This window comes from Vibrio sp. 1069 (assembly GCF_033340555.1).
In genome coordinates this window covers 75,568-90,372 of sequence record NZ_JAWOWP010000011.1, presented here as the reverse complement: position 1 = coordinate 90,372, position 14,805 = coordinate 75,568, and the positions used below count along the sequence as shown (strand labels likewise).

Genomic DNA, 14,805 nt, shown 5'->3' with positions numbered 1-14,805 from the left:
TATGCATTCTGCTGAAATCATTCATTTCACGACTCAAGCATTAACCCTAGTGTTGTACTTGTCATTACCGCCGATTTTAGTCGCAGCATTGGTTGGTACATTGGTGTCGCTTATTCAGGCGTTAACTCAGGTCCAAGAACAAACGTTAGGCTTTGTGGTCAAGCTTATCGCGGTCATTATTACGCTGTTCGTCACAACGCAATGGCTAGGGGCAGAGCTCCACGCCTTCGCCTCGCTTGCTATGGATAAAATTCCTCAAATACGATGAGTTATCACGACTTACACCAGGCTTTATTTTTGTACAGCCTGACGTTACCTCGGTTAATGGCATGCTTCATCTTTTTGCCTATTTTGAGCAAGCAAATGCTAGGCGGCACCATGGTGAGAAATGGTGTACTTTGCTCACTCGCGCTGTTTATATTTCCGATGATTAATCAGCAAAGCTTGCCTGCAGAAACCGACGGCATTTTGCTGATAGTGATTTTGGGTAAGGAGGTATTAATTGGGCTATTGATAGGGTTTGTTGCTGCTATCCCTTTTTGGGCGATAGAAGCGGCCGGTTTTCTGGTCGACAACCAACGTGGGGCTGCCATGGCAAGTATGTTTAACCCAACGCTAGGCTCACAATCCACACCAACAGCGGTATTACTGACCCAAACGTTGATTACCCTGTTCTTCTCTGGCGGGGGCTTTGTCACTTTTATCTATGCGTTATTCAAAAGCTATACATCTTGGCCGATCGTGGACTTTTTCCCAACCGTTAGCGACGCATGGGTGAGCTTCTTCTACGCGCAATTTGAACAGCTTATGTGGCTTGGTGTGTTGATGTCCGCTCCATTAGTGTTGGCAATGTTTCTTGCTGAGTTTGGTCTGGCGCTTATCAGTCGTTTTGCACCGCAATTGAATGTTTTTTTCCTTGCCATGCCAATAAAAAGTGCCATCGCGAGTGTTTTACTGATCGTGTATCTCGGAATAATGATGGATCACTTTGAAGTACAGTTTTACGGCATTACCCGATTCGCAGAACAACTCAATACCATTTGGCAATAACGCTTAGGATTCTTTATGAGTGCAGAAAAAACAGAGCAACCCACCGCAAAAAAGTTACGCGATGCTCGACAGAAAGGTCAGGTTGCCAAAAGCCAAGAAATCGTATCGTCTGCATTAATTTTGGCGCTCATAATTGTACTGTTTGCGTTCGCCGATTATTACATGTCGCACATCTCAGCGCTTATTCTACTACCAAGTAAGCTTGCTTATCAGGGTTTCCAAGATGCGCTAGTCGATGTCGCTATTGCCATCGCAAAAGAAATTGCCTATCTACTCGCCCCGATTATTCTGGTTGCTGCACTCGTCGCCATCTTTTCCAATATGGGGCAGTTCGGCTTCCTATTTAGTGGTGAATCCGTTAAACCCGACATCAAAAAGATCAATCCCGTCGAAGGGGCCAAACGCATTTTTTCCCTCAAGAGTGTGATTGAGTTTATCAAGTCGATCCTTAAAGTCTCTCTTCTTTCCTGCATTATCTGGGTGACATTACGCGGTAACATCAACGCTTTAATGCAAATTCCAACTTGTGGGCTAGAATGTGTCCCGACCATTACTGGCGTCATGATTAAACAATTAATGATTATCTCTTCGGTAGGCTTCATCGTCATCGCTGCAGCAGATTTTGCGTACCAGAAGTTTGATCACACGAAAAAGCTCAAAATGAGCAAGGACGAAGTGAAGCGCGAATACAAAGAGATGGAAGGCAGTCCAGAAATAAAAAGCAAACGTCGTCAGTTGCACCAAGAGCTACAAGCCTCCAATCAACGCGAAAACGTTAAACGTTCTAATGTATTAGTTACAAACCCAACACATATCGCGGTTGGCCTTTATTACAAGAAAGGCGAAACGCCCCTGCCCGTCATCACTTTGATGGAAACCGAGGCGGTAGCCAAACGTATGGTCGCAATCGCTAAAGAAGAAGGCGTTCCTGTGATGCAAAAAGTCCCTCTTGCTCGTGCACTATACGCCGACGGCAACGTCGACCAGTACATCCCAAGCGATCTTATTGAGGCAACTGCGGAAGTGCTTCGTTGGTTGGCCTCGTTAGAGTCCGAGGCGGACTAACAAACCACATCCCATTCAAGATCGGGGCTTACAACTGCCCAGCTTTCAACCTCGATACTTTCAACGCTATAATGCGGTATTCTTTAACTGTATGTTGTTTTTATGAAATCTAACTTAAGCATTCGCTCCTACACGAAACGTATGAGCCGACATACTCATAGTGATTATCATCAACTGGTGCTTCCTCTCCAGGGCAACATACATATTGATATGGATAGTTATGTCGGAAAGGTGGCGGTTGGCGACTGCATAGTCATCCCCAAAAGTTGTGCCCACGGTTTTAATGCCGAAGAGTCATCACGCTTTATTGTTGCGGATATGACCACTTTGCCCACTCATTTGATGGATAATAGTGTGGCTGTGTTTTCGATTAGCCCGCCTCTACTGAGCTTTATCCAGTTTGTCGAAAAGCAACTTGAGTATCAGGTTAATGATGAAATTGAAAACTCAATGGTTGCAACCTTCTATCTGTTGCTAGAGCAGCAAAAGCGGTCTCGCTCCGTAGATTCACGTATTCGAGATGTACAGGTTGTGATCGCCGAGCAGCTTGATCAGCCACTCACCATTGCCTCATTAGCGAATGCCGCTTGCTTGAGTCCGACGCAGTTTAAAAAGCTTTTTAAAGAGCAATTAAAAGTAAGCGTCCATAAGTACATTACACTACAACGTATGGAAAAAGCCAAAGCACTACTGACTCATACAGACCTTCCAGTTCAGTTGATAGCTGAACGAGTTGGCTATAGTGACCTTTCCGCGTTTAGTCGACGGTTTTCAATGCATTTTGGTATGTCTCCTAGAGAGTTTTCCCGATAGTCACTAAAATAGTCTTCTGGAACAAGTATTCCGTCTTTTCAGCACAAAAATCTCTATCGCTTTCTTTTATTCTTTCTACCCTAAAACAGCCATTCACTAGGTAGAAATTACAGTGTTAAAAAAACATTTCACCGACTATCAATTAGGAACTTTATCCATACTTTTTGCTTCAACCCTGTGGGGAACGACGGGCACCGCTGCCAGCTTGGCACCGGATGTCAGTGCTCTCGCCATTGGCGCATTTTCTATGGGTATTGGTGGATTTATGCAAGCATGTCTGTCTGCGAAGTCACTGAAGAGAGATTTTCGAAAAGTCGTACATAAGAAGAAAACGTTACTGGTTAGTATTATCGCCTTAGCCACCTACCCACTGGCTTTTTATTCATCAATGCGATTCGCCGGTGTGGCTATTGGTACGGTTGTTTCTATCTCCACTGCACCTTTCTTTTCTGCTTTGTTAGAGTGCCTCTTTAGCCGAAATCAGACCATAACCAAGCGCTGGATGATGAGTTTCGCAATCGGGGTCATTGGCATTACCTTGTTGCTGGCTTCTGAGTCATCCGCAAATAGCTTATTTGATCAGGATATGAAGCATTGGGGTGTATTACTTGGCCTATTGGCAGGTCTGACGTACGCCATTTACTCATGGGGAGTAAAGGCTATGATTGACCACGGCATTGAATCGCAAACGGCCATGGGAAGTGTTTTTGGTATTGGTGGAGTTTTGCTTCTACCAACACTTTTCATCACGGGCGATAATCTATTTGCATCATCAACTAATACGACGGTCATGCTCTACATGGCCTTGATTCCAATGGGGTTAGGTTACGTCGCTTTTGGGTTTGGGCTACGGTTTGTTACAGCCAGCGGAGCTAGCATACTCACGCTATTTGAACCTGTTATCGCAGCAGCACTAGCAGTTGCGATTGTTGGGGAAGAAATTTCTTTCATTGGTTGGGTTGGTATAACGTTGACACTTGTGTGTTTGTTTCTTCAGTCGAAAAGTTAAATTCAACCGATATTAGCCAGCCCCAAAAAGGAACGCTGACGGTAGATAAAGTAAGGAGCAGCACCTACTCCCTACTTTACCATTTGAAATTACACCCAGCCTTCTGCCAAGTACATCAATCGCAATTGACTTGGTGAGCCTAGTTTTTCTAGCGCATCTAATTGGACGTCACTCAGGTTTGGGCATTTATCAAGATAAACTCGTCCGTTTGCTGCATCTAGGGGGAGCTTGTAGGTTAGCTTTTCGTTTATTTTACTTGCTTCCCCTTTATCAATCGCTCGAACAGCTGGCATGAGCCAATCCCAATCTTCTCCTAACAGTTTTTTAAACGCCCCGTTAGCAATAGACTCGGTTTTACTTGGTGCATCCTCTGGGCTTAGCTTCAAGATAGAGTCTACGTCAGGAACCAAGTGCTCACTTGGTTCTGAACCCAACATCTTTTTCAGTGTTAATCGAGCGGCTTCCATCTCTTGTGCCTCTTTAGGCGCTTGAGGAGAAGTCATTTCAGTATTCTCCTTAGGACCAAGGTACGCCATTAATGCGCGGACAGAAGCCGGATCTTGCATACTAAAGGTAAAGTCTCCTTTGGCATTAGAAACTTCAAGCCTTGGTAAAACACCAGACATCTCACCTTGCATGAGTTGTTCTTTGACTTCTGTATTTAGTCCGTATGCTCCAGCTTGGTTCGCAACAAAACCACCACCACTCATGATAGCAGTCGTTGCCGCAGAACCGATTGCCTCTTTTGCTATCGGTGTGACGCCCACCGTTGCTACAGAGCTAACACCGAACGTGCCCAGGCTCCCCGTCGCCATACCTAATGTAGCTCCAATGCCACCTTCAGCCGACAGTATCGCATGACCTTGAGCCAAGGTTTGCTGCATCGGCATAGAAAGACGTTGATCTCGCCCTGGCAGCTGTGAAATTTGTTCTAACTGATGATGGTAAGCCTCAGCATCACCATTTACGGCCGCTTTGTGCAGCTCTCGACCTGTAGAAATCAATAAGCCAACGCCAGGTAATGCCAAGTTAATAACGGCGTTAACACCAGAACCTTTTAGCTTTTCTTTGCCCATCTGCAGCAGTTCAGCAGCAAAGCCATCCATTTTTCCCGGATACTGGGCTTCTAAGCTCACCTGCATACGCGGATCTTTGCTGATCGCATCAAACGTATTTTTAAGCTGCTGGTACGTATCGCTGCTCACTTTTATTTCATCCAATAGGCTGACAACTTCTAAGATTTTACGCTCAGTAAGTGGCTCACCGCGATAGCCTGAAGGACTCACTAGGGAGTAAGCCAACAGCGCAACCTCAGGTTTTTCTTGCTTAAGTAGCGCTTGCTTTAAATCAAGGTGAGTTTTGATGTTTTCTTGGAAAAACTTAGTGTATTTGCTTCTCAATACGCCTTCGTGAATAGAAGCAAACTTGTGACCTTTGTGGAATGTGGAAGGTTCTTTTACTTCACCTCTTTTACTGATCACTCGGTCATCTTTTTGCGCAGCAACTGCACGAAACTGCTCTAGATCAGGTACTGGGCTTTGGCTGATTTTTTGTGTTGTATTAACCATTTTTCTCTCCTACACACGAAGTGATTGAACATGAGCTTGTTCATGATTAGAGGTGGTTGGAATCGCTTGATCCAACATTGCGAAACGCGCTTGCCACAGCTCGGCCTGTTCAATAACTTCGTGAAACCAAGCGGTAAGGTTCGTCGTATTTAGATGCTCAACGGGTTTACGTCCTGCTAAGACAAGCTGTCGACCGTTTGGAGCCAAAGCAAGTGCGAGGTTGCCACTACCAATTCCTTGATAGTTCGCATGAGCAAGAAGCTCTAAACCTTTTAGTCGTTGTTCACCGGATTTTTCTAACCCTCCGAACGTTACAGACAACATCAAATCATCCGTATCTGTCGCGATGAAATACAACATGTAGCGATCATCGACCAGTAGCTGACAACGTTCATTTTCTTCAAAATTCAGTTCGGGCAACTCATTGAGTTGGCAAAACTCCAAGAGCAGTTGTTGAATCGTGTTCATAACTTTTTCCTTTTGTTTCAATAACTCTATTGAACAACGATTGCAGATTGAACGATGTCGGTAATGGCTTTATTTTTGTCACTTTTTCGCCTTCATTGTGAGGTTTTCCGCAGAAATCTCGCTCTAAAATCGAGTTGCCAGAGTAATAAAAAAGAGCAGCTCAGAGCTGCTCTTTCAATAAAGGTTAGATGCTTAGCATGGTGTATTTGCTCACTTCTTTTGCAGAGTGACTAACCCAGTTTATGGCTATCAAAAATGACTTCTGTTGGCGGGAACATATTCGAAACAGGTGGTCGTTGTGCATCTCCAAACATTGGTGCACCGAATGCAGATGTCGCCCAAGGGTCAACAATTTTCACATCCTTACTCCACGTTGATGGATCTTTTATGTCGCTCCCCTCTTGTCGACCAACCAGTACATAAAGGTGTGTACCTGAATGACCCTTTTTAAACGCAACCACTTCTACTTTGGGTTCACTTTCAGGTGTTCCTGACATGCCTTGAATCATCTCAGCGGCGGCAGCAAAGGCAAATGTAGTACAGCAGCCGGCTTTCGCGGTTTGTACTGCCTTAGCAATGTTCTGTAGAGTGCTTAATTGCGGTGCGGTTCCTCTTTGTGCTGCAGCTTGAACTCCGTTTGCGGACATCGTCGCTCTGTGATCTTGCATGATTCGCGCTTGATCCGCGTGAAGCTCTTTTAGTCGTGGCTTTCCTTTTGTTTCATAAAACTGTGACCCCTTAACACCGAACGTATTTAAGTCCGTACAGGCAAAATCACCAAGCTTTTGAAGGTTGGCTTTATGTTCGTTGATAAGCGCGACACTCGATGAGGCTTTATTGGTTTTGGAAGAAGAGGCTGCCGTTTGTGCAGTGGGCCAATTTGAGCTAGGACCAGACGACAATCTCTCAAGATTTTTCAGGCTCCCAAGCGTTAACTTGTTTTCACCGTTCAACACATTTTTCAGCATCAGCTTCGCAACATCTTTAGGAATACCCTGCTTAGTAAGCAGGTTCACTACAATATCTTTCGCTTTATTCTGGTGGCTAATACGCGCGCTGATACTTTTATTTTTTGGTGCGCCCTCTTTAACAAAAATATCTTTACCGTTGTGTGCTCGAACCTCTTTGTCGTCAGCTTGATTTTGTGTCGCCAAATGTGACGTTAACTGACTCAACGAGTGCATTTGCGATGTATTAATATTGACCATGTGTGATGCCTTAAACTTGAATAAATGCGTGTACGTCTGTTTGGCTAAAATCTACAACCGTGTTGTTTTGAAATAACTGTCCCCAAGTATCAACTAATTCGTTCAACTGAATGATTAAGTTAGCAATGTTGGTGAGTTCACTTCCAGCCGCGATAGCAACTTGAAGAACAACGTCTTTGCGTGTTGGATTCACACAAAACTGCACACCACCTGTTTCTCGATACAAGAAGTTGTATTCAAGTAAAACTTGAAGTTTATCTAGCGTAATATCATCTTGTTCTATAAGCAGGTTTTTGGAAATCAATAACTCGCCTTTTTCCTCTACGAGCAGAACATCGACACTGTTGTTTTCAGCAAAATGCAGTGACCACATTTGATTGTCATACGCTGTCACGCGCTCAAGGTTCAGCACTTCTCCTAGCTCAGAGAGAAGCATATTAATCTTTCCTGTATCCATGTTGTGTCCTGTCTAATTTATTATAACTAAGTGACATCGATATATTTATTGCAGCGAAGCCACTTGGGTATAACGGCTCATTTAAATAAGCGAATAAGGATAAAAGAGATTTTATGGCGAGATAGAAACCGACACTTTATTTCAACGTCTCATTTTTATTGCTATTAGCCGTTTTATTGAGAAGAAAAATTAAGGTTAAGCTGGAAAATAAAAGAGCGGCAATCGCCGCTCCAAAAATTAAATAGAAGTAAAAAATCACTTAATACCGTGAAGGCTATTTTCTGCATCCATAGCTAAAGGATTGAACGAGTCGTTACGAAGTTCTGCTATCGCGTATAGCATGCGACCCATGCGACCATTTCCATCGGTAAAGCCATGGTACCCGATAACTCCGGCGAACAAATGCTTACCTAAGTCTTTATCTTCTACAGGGTTCTCTTTCAAAAAGCCTTCAATGTGCTGCTTTAACATGCCCTCACCGCCAATACTTGAAGGCAAAGTGCCACCCGAAATATTTGGCCCTCGGTAATCACGCTCAACATTAGGCACCAATCGAGCGTGTAGCTCTTTTAGGTTTTCCATATTCAATAAATCTTTACCATTAGACGCGTATTCTTTCAGTAAAGACGTAATATTTTCGGCATCGTTTCCTTTAGAGTTAGAAGCATTAATGATCCACGCCGCAGCTCTTTCAACATTATTGGTTACGCCACTTTTGTTAAACGCGTCCTCTGCCAGTCCTTCAGCGTATACACCTTGGCTTAGATCGGTGCTTGCTAGACCTTCGATATGACGTTGCGCCGATTTAAGATGCATCACCTCCATATCAAACACCGCTTGCATTTGATTAATGCTACCTGCCGGGTTTTTCTGCGCTGCAGATACACCACCGCCGTAGTCTTTTACTACACGTCCAGCAAGCAACTTCGCTGCACTTTCGCCAATCAGTGATGTGAGGTTTTTACCAGAATCGGTTTCTAACATAGCCTCTGTCATCGCTCGCTCTGCTAACTGGTTTAGCTCAGCAGAGTTCGACTGAACTGATTTACTGTCTAACTTCGCAAAGGCATTTAAGACATCTGATGCGGTTTTTATGCTTCCATCTTTGAAGAACATTTGTCCATGCTCAACAGAAGAAGCAGCTTGTAAACGCTGAGCTTGTCCTTGCTCATTATCAAATACGGCTTTTGTAAGGGCTTTCGCTACCGATTGTGGGCTACCTTCGCGAAACAGTTTTCCTGTCGCTTCAAAAAATCGCGCTACTGCACCATTCGTAGGATTGGCGCGAGTAAATTCTTGGGTCGCTGCGTTGATTTGGTATTCTTTGCCACCAATACTCAGCTTACCTTCGTTAAGTATCTCGTTACGAGCTTGCGGCATGGCGGCCTGCAACGCGCTAACACTTCCAAAACTGATCATGTTTTAAACCCTTAATGTGGAAAAATGAGTGGTATTCGTTTCCGGTACTTCGGTTGTTTTATTGGTTACTTCTTGTGTATTCGCACTTTTTAACCACTCGATGAAATTCGCAAATGACTCATCGAAAAAAGATGCAGTTAGCAGTTGCTGAGGCAGGTGTATGAAACCGATATATCCGGTCTCTTCCTCCCAGCATACCGTTGGAGAGCCTTGCGTTAAGGTATCTTTCATATGTTGATGCAAAATATCAGCACTCGGTTCATCACCTGAAATCAGCCCGATAAGCGTCACACGATCTTCTTGTGCACGAATTGTGATTGCTGTGTTTTGCTCAACGAGTAGATGGCAACAATCATCTTCATCAAAAACCAACGGCTCCAATTGGCAGCGGCTGGCAAAATCTGTCAGTAAAGAAGTTATAAATCCATTAGCCATTCGACTAAATAATCCTATTTTTGTTTTAGAGGCGCTGCTTGGTTGCAACACTTATCAACTAAGCAGCTTTCTTAGGTGTATTCTTAAGGATTTATGGCAGTGAATATTTTAGAAATGGTCGGATTTTTTTTGTTTAAAGGCATTAAAATGAAAAAACTCAGCAAGTGCTGAGTTTTTGAGGTTTATTCATGAATCGTAATTTTACGCTCGCTGAGCTGCTTCACCATGGCTTGCTTTAATGCATGCAGCTGTCCATCAATACTGGCGTCGATGATCCCAACTTCTGTTTCCAAAATGCAGCCTCCATTTTTCAAGCGCGCATCTGCTACCACGTCAACGTAACCGACTTCAGGGAAATCACTTAATACACCAGCCACCTTTTCCCTCACCTCAACAACCTGCTCTGGGTGGACATGTAAAATGACCTGCTTTTGGTTGCTCACCAGTTGCAACGCTTCTCGAACTACACTCACCGTGGTATCGACATCATCGAAGGTATCGATGATCTTACGTACTGCTTCTAACACCACACCTGTCATTTTTTCTTCGACTTGCTGATAGTAGTCATTACAACGTGCTAAGGTTTCAACCATCGTTTGCGCATTTTCAATCTTGGCTTGTGCAAGGCCATCTTGATAACCACGTTGTTTTTCGGTTTCGTAGGCTTGTTGGGCATTAGCAATGATGCTTTCAGCTTTGGAGTTCGCGGCTTCAACTAAGTGTTGCGAATCCAGATAACTGGCATAATCTTTCGCTTTCAGCACCTTTAAGCCAGGTGCCAGATGCAAATTGTCTGTTTTTATTTCAACAAATGAAACCATTGAGGAATAACCTGTTTTGCGATTTTTTTTGTGAGTCGATACGCCAGATCTCGTTGATCCGCTTCCAACCAGTTAGCTGTTTCCGCGTTTTCGCTAAGTTGCTTTTCTAATTTGAATTGCCAACGAAGAACAACATCTTCCGGTGAGTTAATCAAAATAAACCTCATCCAAAAATATCCCAGCGCCCTCATGCTTGCTTCAACAGACCTTTCATCCAGTAGTTCTGGTAACGAACGCTGCCAGCCTTGCGGCCAGCTGGATAACAGCATCGGCCCGTTTTGAATTAAGAACCGAGCGCCTTCCAAACCAAAAACGTTGTTCAGAACCTGTTTCGGGTGTTTTAAGACAACGCTTCGCATCGCAACACAATGCAAAGCTCCACCCACCATCAATACGAGTTGATTCAACGCGTCTGTCGGGAGCAATGCCAAACTATGACAAGGTCTGTTAAAAGCCGTCTCAGGAACGGGAGATAACGCCCACTCATTGATACACCATTGGTTGAACATGGGGTTATCTCTCCAGCCTTCGATATTTAGTAACCAAGGCTGCTTTTGCTCTATCCAACTTCTATGGATGTACTGGCAAGGCGCATAGTTAAACTGGTGTTGTACCTGCGCGAGTGGTGTTTCTGGTTTAACCACGCTTCGTGTTCCTACGACACCATGTAAAAGTAGCGATATTCGAGCCGATGAGTGCCGCTACCAAGAACACCAAAATGGCGATAAGATTATTCGCCGTCTCTTTGGTGACCTGAACCGACAAAATGCTTTTAAATTGATTGTTTTGAGTAGCAACTCGAACCTCTGATGAGGGTACCATCACTACGCTGATTCGATCGTAGTTCAACCCCTCAATACTGTTGTTCACTAATAATTTGATCTGCGGAACATATGAATCAAGCGCAATATCTGCCGCGTGTTTAATAAATACGGAGGCAGAAGCTGGAGTTGGACGCTCTCCTGGACGCAGATCTTGATCTTCCAAAACAACATGAACACGTGCCACTAGCACGCCATCAATCTGAGATAAGGTTGAGGAGAGCTCTTGAGATTTCGCGTATACCAAACGTGCTCGTTCTGCTAATGGTGACGAGATCAAATCGTCTTTGGGAAACACTTCTTTCAGTGTGGAAAACTGCTCTCTTGGATAACCTTTTCGCTTTAGCGCATCTACCGCGAAGGCGATTTGAGAACTGTCTACCATTAACTTGACGGTGTTGTCTTTGTCAGGTTCTTTTGTTGCAACGACACCTTCGGATAGTAAGATCGACAACATCTCATTACCCTCTTTCTGAGTAACGTTGGTGTATAACTCGGTCTGACAACCTACCAGAAACAACGTGAGCATGATGAAAACTGCTCTCATTTTATTCATCATCACTATTGTGCCTTCAATAAGGTTTCTACGTTTTGTGTGGTTTTACCCACGGTTTTCGCGATCAGCTCTTCTTGAAAAGTAATGCGTGTCAGCGCCCACTGCATTTGCAGTAATTGCGCCGGATCATCACCCACCATCTTCATGTTGTCTTGCAGGTTACTTTTCGCGTTATCGATAGTGTTTTTCAACTCGCTGATGTTTTCTAGCAAACCGCCCTCCAGGCCATTACTTGCCTCGGGAACCGACATGGCTTGCTCAAAACGTTCGCTTAAACCGTCTTCGACTTGCGCATCCTGCAACTTATCAATGTTGGTTTGCATCACCTCGGTGTACTGCGTGTTTATCATATGTACTCCTAAGATAAATCTAACTTGTGACTGTGAGTCATGATGTTTTTCACCATCGCATTTTTTTGGATCATGAAGCTAAGTTCATCACGAACCATGTCCAGTGTTGATGCCATATTAGGTAACGACTTCAACTCTGCCCAGCAATGCCATAAGGCTTGTTCTTTCTGGGCACCCAGTAGAAAATGCTGCGCTAGCATTGCTTTTAGTGCTGTTTTATCAGCAGGTGGTTCGGCAATAAGCTGTCCCGAAAAATTCCCTAGTAACTCCTGCTTCAACACCTTTAACAAATCAGATTGTGGCTGCTCGTTGCCTTTTGCACTCTTCGCCTCATGAAAGGCGTACCACATTGCCTCTCGTTTAACTTGAGGGTCGGAGAACGCTTCACTTAACGATGATAAGACACTTTGTTTACTGACAACCTCTGCGTCTTTTAATGATTCGTACCACGCTTTAATATCCGCCAGTTTGGCTTCTGTTTTCTCTAGCGTCTCTTTTGGAGAAACATGTGAAACTTGCTCTTGCTTGTCACTTCGCTCCATGAGTGCTTTCATCTTGTCTTCATCGCTCCGCTCATAATGGCGCGACTCCGACTGACGCAAAGATTGGTGTTGAAGACTTAGGTTACTTGAATCAATGATCATCCAAGATTCCTAATGTCCTGAGAAAAGCTCGCAGCAAATGCTTGGCTTTCTTCGCTTCCTTGTGACGCAAGTTCTACCCAGCTTTCCGCTTTGCTCAGTAAACCGGCTTTGGCAGAAGCAAGAGCCGCTAAGCTGATCAGATCTGGATAGGCGTTACAAAGCGGTTCGAGTAATTGATGAGCCTCTTCATACAAGCCTTTATTCATGAGGCTCATTGCACGAATCATCGCAACGGTCTCTTCAGAACCTGAGCTTGCTTCAAGGCCATCTGCAATCGTGTTGGCTTCTTGATGACGATGCATACCTGTTGCCATCAGCGCGATTTCAGCCAGCAGTTGGCGCGTTTCTCGTTCCATGCTTTACACCTTCTGGAGAATCGACTGCATCACATCTTTAATCGCACGAGTGGTGGTCGCATTGATATTGTAAACAACAGACCATTTGTTGATCGCGTGCTGAAGCTCGGCAAGCTTTGATGGATCATCGGCATTGGTTTCTAGGTTCTTGATGGCTGCCGTCACTTCTGTGTTGGCATCTTTCGCTTGTTGTTCTAACTTAGCTTTAACATCATCAAGGTTTACACTGTTACTAGCATCGTAAAATGACATAAGACTTCCTCGTATTTTTTAGTTAGCTTCGTATGATTCAACGACCGCATGGGCGGCTGTGTAAGCTTCATACTGTTTGAGTAGCAATTGGTACTGCTGTGGTGAGCACCCTAAATCCAACTGACGTTTCACCACCGCTTGTGCTTCTAAGAGCTTGCTCTTAATCTTGTGCACTTCCGCACCGTTTGTGTCGTTATTTAAAATTTGTTCAAGATTTGTCATTGTTCGTCTCGCCTTCATATCCAAGTTCTATTGTTATCACCCGCCCGCCTTTAACCAACTCAATACCAGCAGGTGTAACACTGGATATTCGGTAGCCCTGAGGCGTTCTTGCACCGACCATATAGCGAACGTTATCGGTCAGAATCACATATGGAACCTGGCCAAAGTTAACGCTACGAAACGGGAAATCGATGTTAGTGCCTTTACTCACCTTAGGTATGGATTTCAAAACTAAGTACGGTTTCTCACCATATTGTTCCCGGAAGTCTCGGGTCACACCGTAAAATCGAGTCGTTTCGATATCATCAAGCTCACCACGAACTTCGATGCGATCACCGCTGGTGACCAACTGGACTTTCTTCAGTAGCTCCGCATCCGTTAATAACGCTTTTAGCGTATCCATGTAGGCACCCGCTCGCTGCAGTTCAACCTTCCACGCAACAAGACCAGGCACGTCTCGCTCCAAGATTTGTTCAACTTGGTTCCAGCGGCTTGCATCATCGATATAGCCCGTCAGCAGCAGTGTGCCGGTCTCATCGCCATTTTCGACTTTCACTTGGTGATAGCCGAGGTTGCGCAAAATAAATCGAACCCCGCGACGGATTTCTTCCATCGTTCTTAAGTCACTTTTGTAATTGATGCCCAAGACATCAATTCGACCAAGCAGATCGAGTTTCTGTGTTCGGTCTTCAACATAACCCTCTAGGACTGCTTGGCGTGCGGCGGCATTCCATTCCACACGAACGTCGCTAAGTTTGAGCTCGCCTAAGATGTTACGTACCAAAACAATGGGTTCTGCTTCTGTAACAATTTCATTGTTGTTTCCGTTAGCTTGGCTGTACCACATACCGGCAAAAATGACACTCGGGACAAAACTACAAAGCAAAGCGATGAGCGTTGTTTTTTTCCAGCTAGAGCGTTGCACAGCAACCACAGGTGTATTCTGTTGGCTAGATTCGTCGCTGACGTTACTCACAATTAACGCATCTTCCGCGTATCCCAGAGCGAACTTCACAACGCCGACCGAGACAACAGCATGGCGTGACAACTCGATACCATCACCTGCAACAGCGATGTCTTCACTGTTAATATTTGCCTCTTCGCAGCCTCGTAAAATGACCGAGTCTTGCTGGCAAACGAGGGTGAAATGGTTCGCTTCGACCCCAGCATCAGACAGTACAAGATCAGCAATAAAGTCGTCACTGCCAAGCACGAGAGCACCTTCAGGTAAGGTGACTTCTACTCCGGTATGCACGCCTGATAAAATACGAATTTTCCATTGCTGCATCGC

Annotated in this window: 20 protein-coding genes; 5 read left to right on the top strand and 15 right to left on the bottom strand. The window is 44.6% G+C overall.

Going from position 1 to position 14,805, the window contains the following annotated elements; translation table 11 throughout:
• Position 1: 1 nt before the first annotated feature.
• From vscS to R7040_RS16555, 5 genes are all read left to right on the top strand, one after another.
• On the top strand, positions 2-268 hold the full coding sequence (gene vscS, locus R7040_RS16575; RefSeq protein WP_005377227.1) for a SctS family type III secretion system export apparatus subunit VscS: 267 nt from the start codon (positions 2-4) through the stop codon (positions 266-268).
• Complete coding sequence (gene sctT, locus R7040_RS16570) at positions 265-1,050, top strand: type III secretion system export apparatus subunit SctT (protein WP_053307011.1); 786 nt, start codon at positions 265-267, stop codon at positions 1,048-1,050. Before vscS ends, sctT begins: the two co-directional genes overlap by 4 nt.
• 15 nt (positions 1,051-1,065) lie before the next feature.
• Positions 1,066-2,115, top strand: a complete 1,050-nt coding sequence (gene vscU, locus R7040_RS16565) for a SctU family type III secretion system export apparatus subunit VscU (protein ID WP_042523790.1) — start codon at positions 1,066-1,068, stop codon at positions 2,113-2,115.
• A gap of 102 nt (positions 2,116-2,217) precedes the next feature.
• Positions 2,218-2,928, top strand: a complete 711-nt coding sequence (locus R7040_RS16560; RefSeq protein WP_213871878.1) for a helix-turn-helix domain-containing protein — start codon at positions 2,218-2,220, stop codon at positions 2,926-2,928.
• Between the two features lie 106 nt (positions 2,929-3,034).
• Positions 3,035-3,937 carry a DMT family transporter gene (locus tag R7040_RS16555; protein ID WP_373920823.1) on the top strand — a complete coding sequence of 301 codons (903 nt, stop codon included), beginning with the start codon at positions 3,035-3,037 and terminating at the stop codon, positions 3,935-3,937.
• An 89-nt stretch (positions 3,938-4,026) separates the two neighbouring features.
• On the opposite strand, the gene R7040_RS16550 is transcribed toward R7040_RS16555, so the two are convergent.
• The 15 genes from R7040_RS16550 to sctD all read right to left on the bottom strand — a co-directional run bounded on the left by R7040_RS16550 (position 4,027) and on the right by sctD (position 14,802).
• A complete protein-coding gene (locus tag R7040_RS16550) occupies positions 4,027-5,505 on the bottom strand; it encodes a hypothetical protein (protein WP_017821337.1) in 1,479 nt (492 codons plus the stop codon).
• 9 nt (positions 5,506-5,514) lie between these two features.
• Positions 5,515-5,973, bottom strand: a complete 459-nt coding sequence (locus R7040_RS16545; RefSeq protein ID WP_005377211.1) for a CesT family type III secretion system chaperone — start codon at positions 5,971-5,973, stop codon at positions 5,515-5,517.
• 230 nt (positions 5,974-6,203) lie between these two features.
• Complete coding sequence (gene vopR / locus R7040_RS16540; RefSeq protein WP_017821338.1) at positions 6,204-7,181, bottom strand: type III secretion system effector VopR; 978 nt, start codon at positions 7,179-7,181, stop codon at positions 6,204-6,206.
• A 10-nt stretch (positions 7,182-7,191) separates the two neighbouring features.
• Positions 7,192-7,638, bottom strand: coding sequence for a type III secretion system chaperone (locus R7040_RS16535; RefSeq protein ID WP_021707758.1), 447 nt, complete (start codon positions 7,636-7,638; stop codon positions 7,192-7,194).
• 255 nt (positions 7,639-7,893) lie between these two features.
• Positions 7,894-9,057 carry a VopS family T3SS effector adenosine monophosphate-protein transferase gene (locus tag R7040_RS16530; protein ID WP_062730560.1) on the bottom strand — a complete coding sequence of 388 codons (1,164 nt, stop codon included), beginning with the start codon at positions 9,055-9,057 and terminating at the stop codon, positions 7,894-7,896.
• A 3-nt stretch (positions 9,058-9,060) separates the two neighbouring features.
• On the bottom strand, positions 9,061-9,540 hold the full coding sequence (locus R7040_RS16525) for a type III secretion system chaperone (protein WP_318096911.1): 480 nt from the start codon (positions 9,538-9,540) through the stop codon (positions 9,061-9,063).
• Between the two features lie 134 nt (positions 9,541-9,674).
• Positions 9,675-10,313 (bottom strand): HrpE/YscL family type III secretion apparatus protein, encoded by a 639-nt coding sequence (locus tag R7040_RS16520; protein WP_213896123.1) that lies wholly within the window; start codon positions 10,311-10,313, stop codon positions 9,675-9,677.
• Positions 10,292-10,957, bottom strand: coding sequence for a SctK family type III secretion system sorting platform protein VscK (gene vscK, locus R7040_RS16515; protein ID WP_054728547.1), 666 nt, complete (start codon positions 10,955-10,957; stop codon positions 10,292-10,294). Before vscK ends, R7040_RS16520 begins: the two co-directional genes overlap by 22 nt.
• Positions 10,950-11,696 (bottom strand): type III secretion system inner membrane ring lipoprotein SctJ, encoded by a 747-nt coding sequence (gene sctJ, locus R7040_RS16510; RefSeq protein WP_086012989.1) that lies wholly within the window; start codon positions 11,694-11,696, stop codon positions 10,950-10,952. Before sctJ ends, vscK begins: the two co-directional genes overlap by 8 nt.
• Positions 11,696-12,040: a type III secretion system inner rod subunit SctI gene (gene sctI, locus R7040_RS16505; RefSeq protein WP_005387149.1), complete on the bottom strand. Its 345-nt coding sequence runs from the start codon at positions 12,038-12,040 to the stop codon at positions 11,696-11,698. The genes sctJ and sctI overlap by 1 nt, the downstream gene beginning before the upstream one ends.
• Before the next feature lie 8 nt (positions 12,041-12,048).
• Complete coding sequence (locus R7040_RS16500; RefSeq protein ID WP_064353988.1) at positions 12,049-12,684, bottom strand: YopR family T3SS polymerization control protein; 636 nt, start codon at positions 12,682-12,684, stop codon at positions 12,049-12,051.
• Complete coding sequence (locus R7040_RS16495) at positions 12,681-13,040, bottom strand: YscG family type III secretion system chaperone (protein WP_005377200.1); 360 nt, start codon at positions 13,038-13,040, stop codon at positions 12,681-12,683. The genes R7040_RS16500 and R7040_RS16495 overlap by 4 nt, the downstream gene beginning before the upstream one ends.
• 3 nt (positions 13,041-13,043) lie before the next feature.
• A complete protein-coding gene (sctF, locus tag R7040_RS16490) occupies positions 13,044-13,292 on the bottom strand; it encodes a type III secretion system needle filament subunit SctF (RefSeq protein ID WP_005377199.1) in 249 nt (82 codons plus the stop codon).
• Positions 13,293-13,310: 18 nt separating this feature from the next.
• Positions 13,311-13,514, bottom strand: a complete 204-nt coding sequence (locus R7040_RS16485) for an EscE/YscE/SsaE family type III secretion system needle protein co-chaperone (protein WP_005377198.1) — start codon at positions 13,512-13,514, stop codon at positions 13,311-13,313.
• Positions 13,501-14,802 carry a type III secretion system inner membrane ring subunit SctD gene (gene sctD, locus R7040_RS16480; RefSeq protein WP_017821344.1) on the bottom strand — a complete coding sequence of 434 codons (1,302 nt, stop codon included), beginning with the start codon at positions 14,800-14,802 and terminating at the stop codon, positions 13,501-13,503. The genes R7040_RS16485 and sctD overlap by 14 nt, the downstream gene beginning before the upstream one ends.
• Positions 14,803-14,805: the final 3 nt, after the last annotated feature.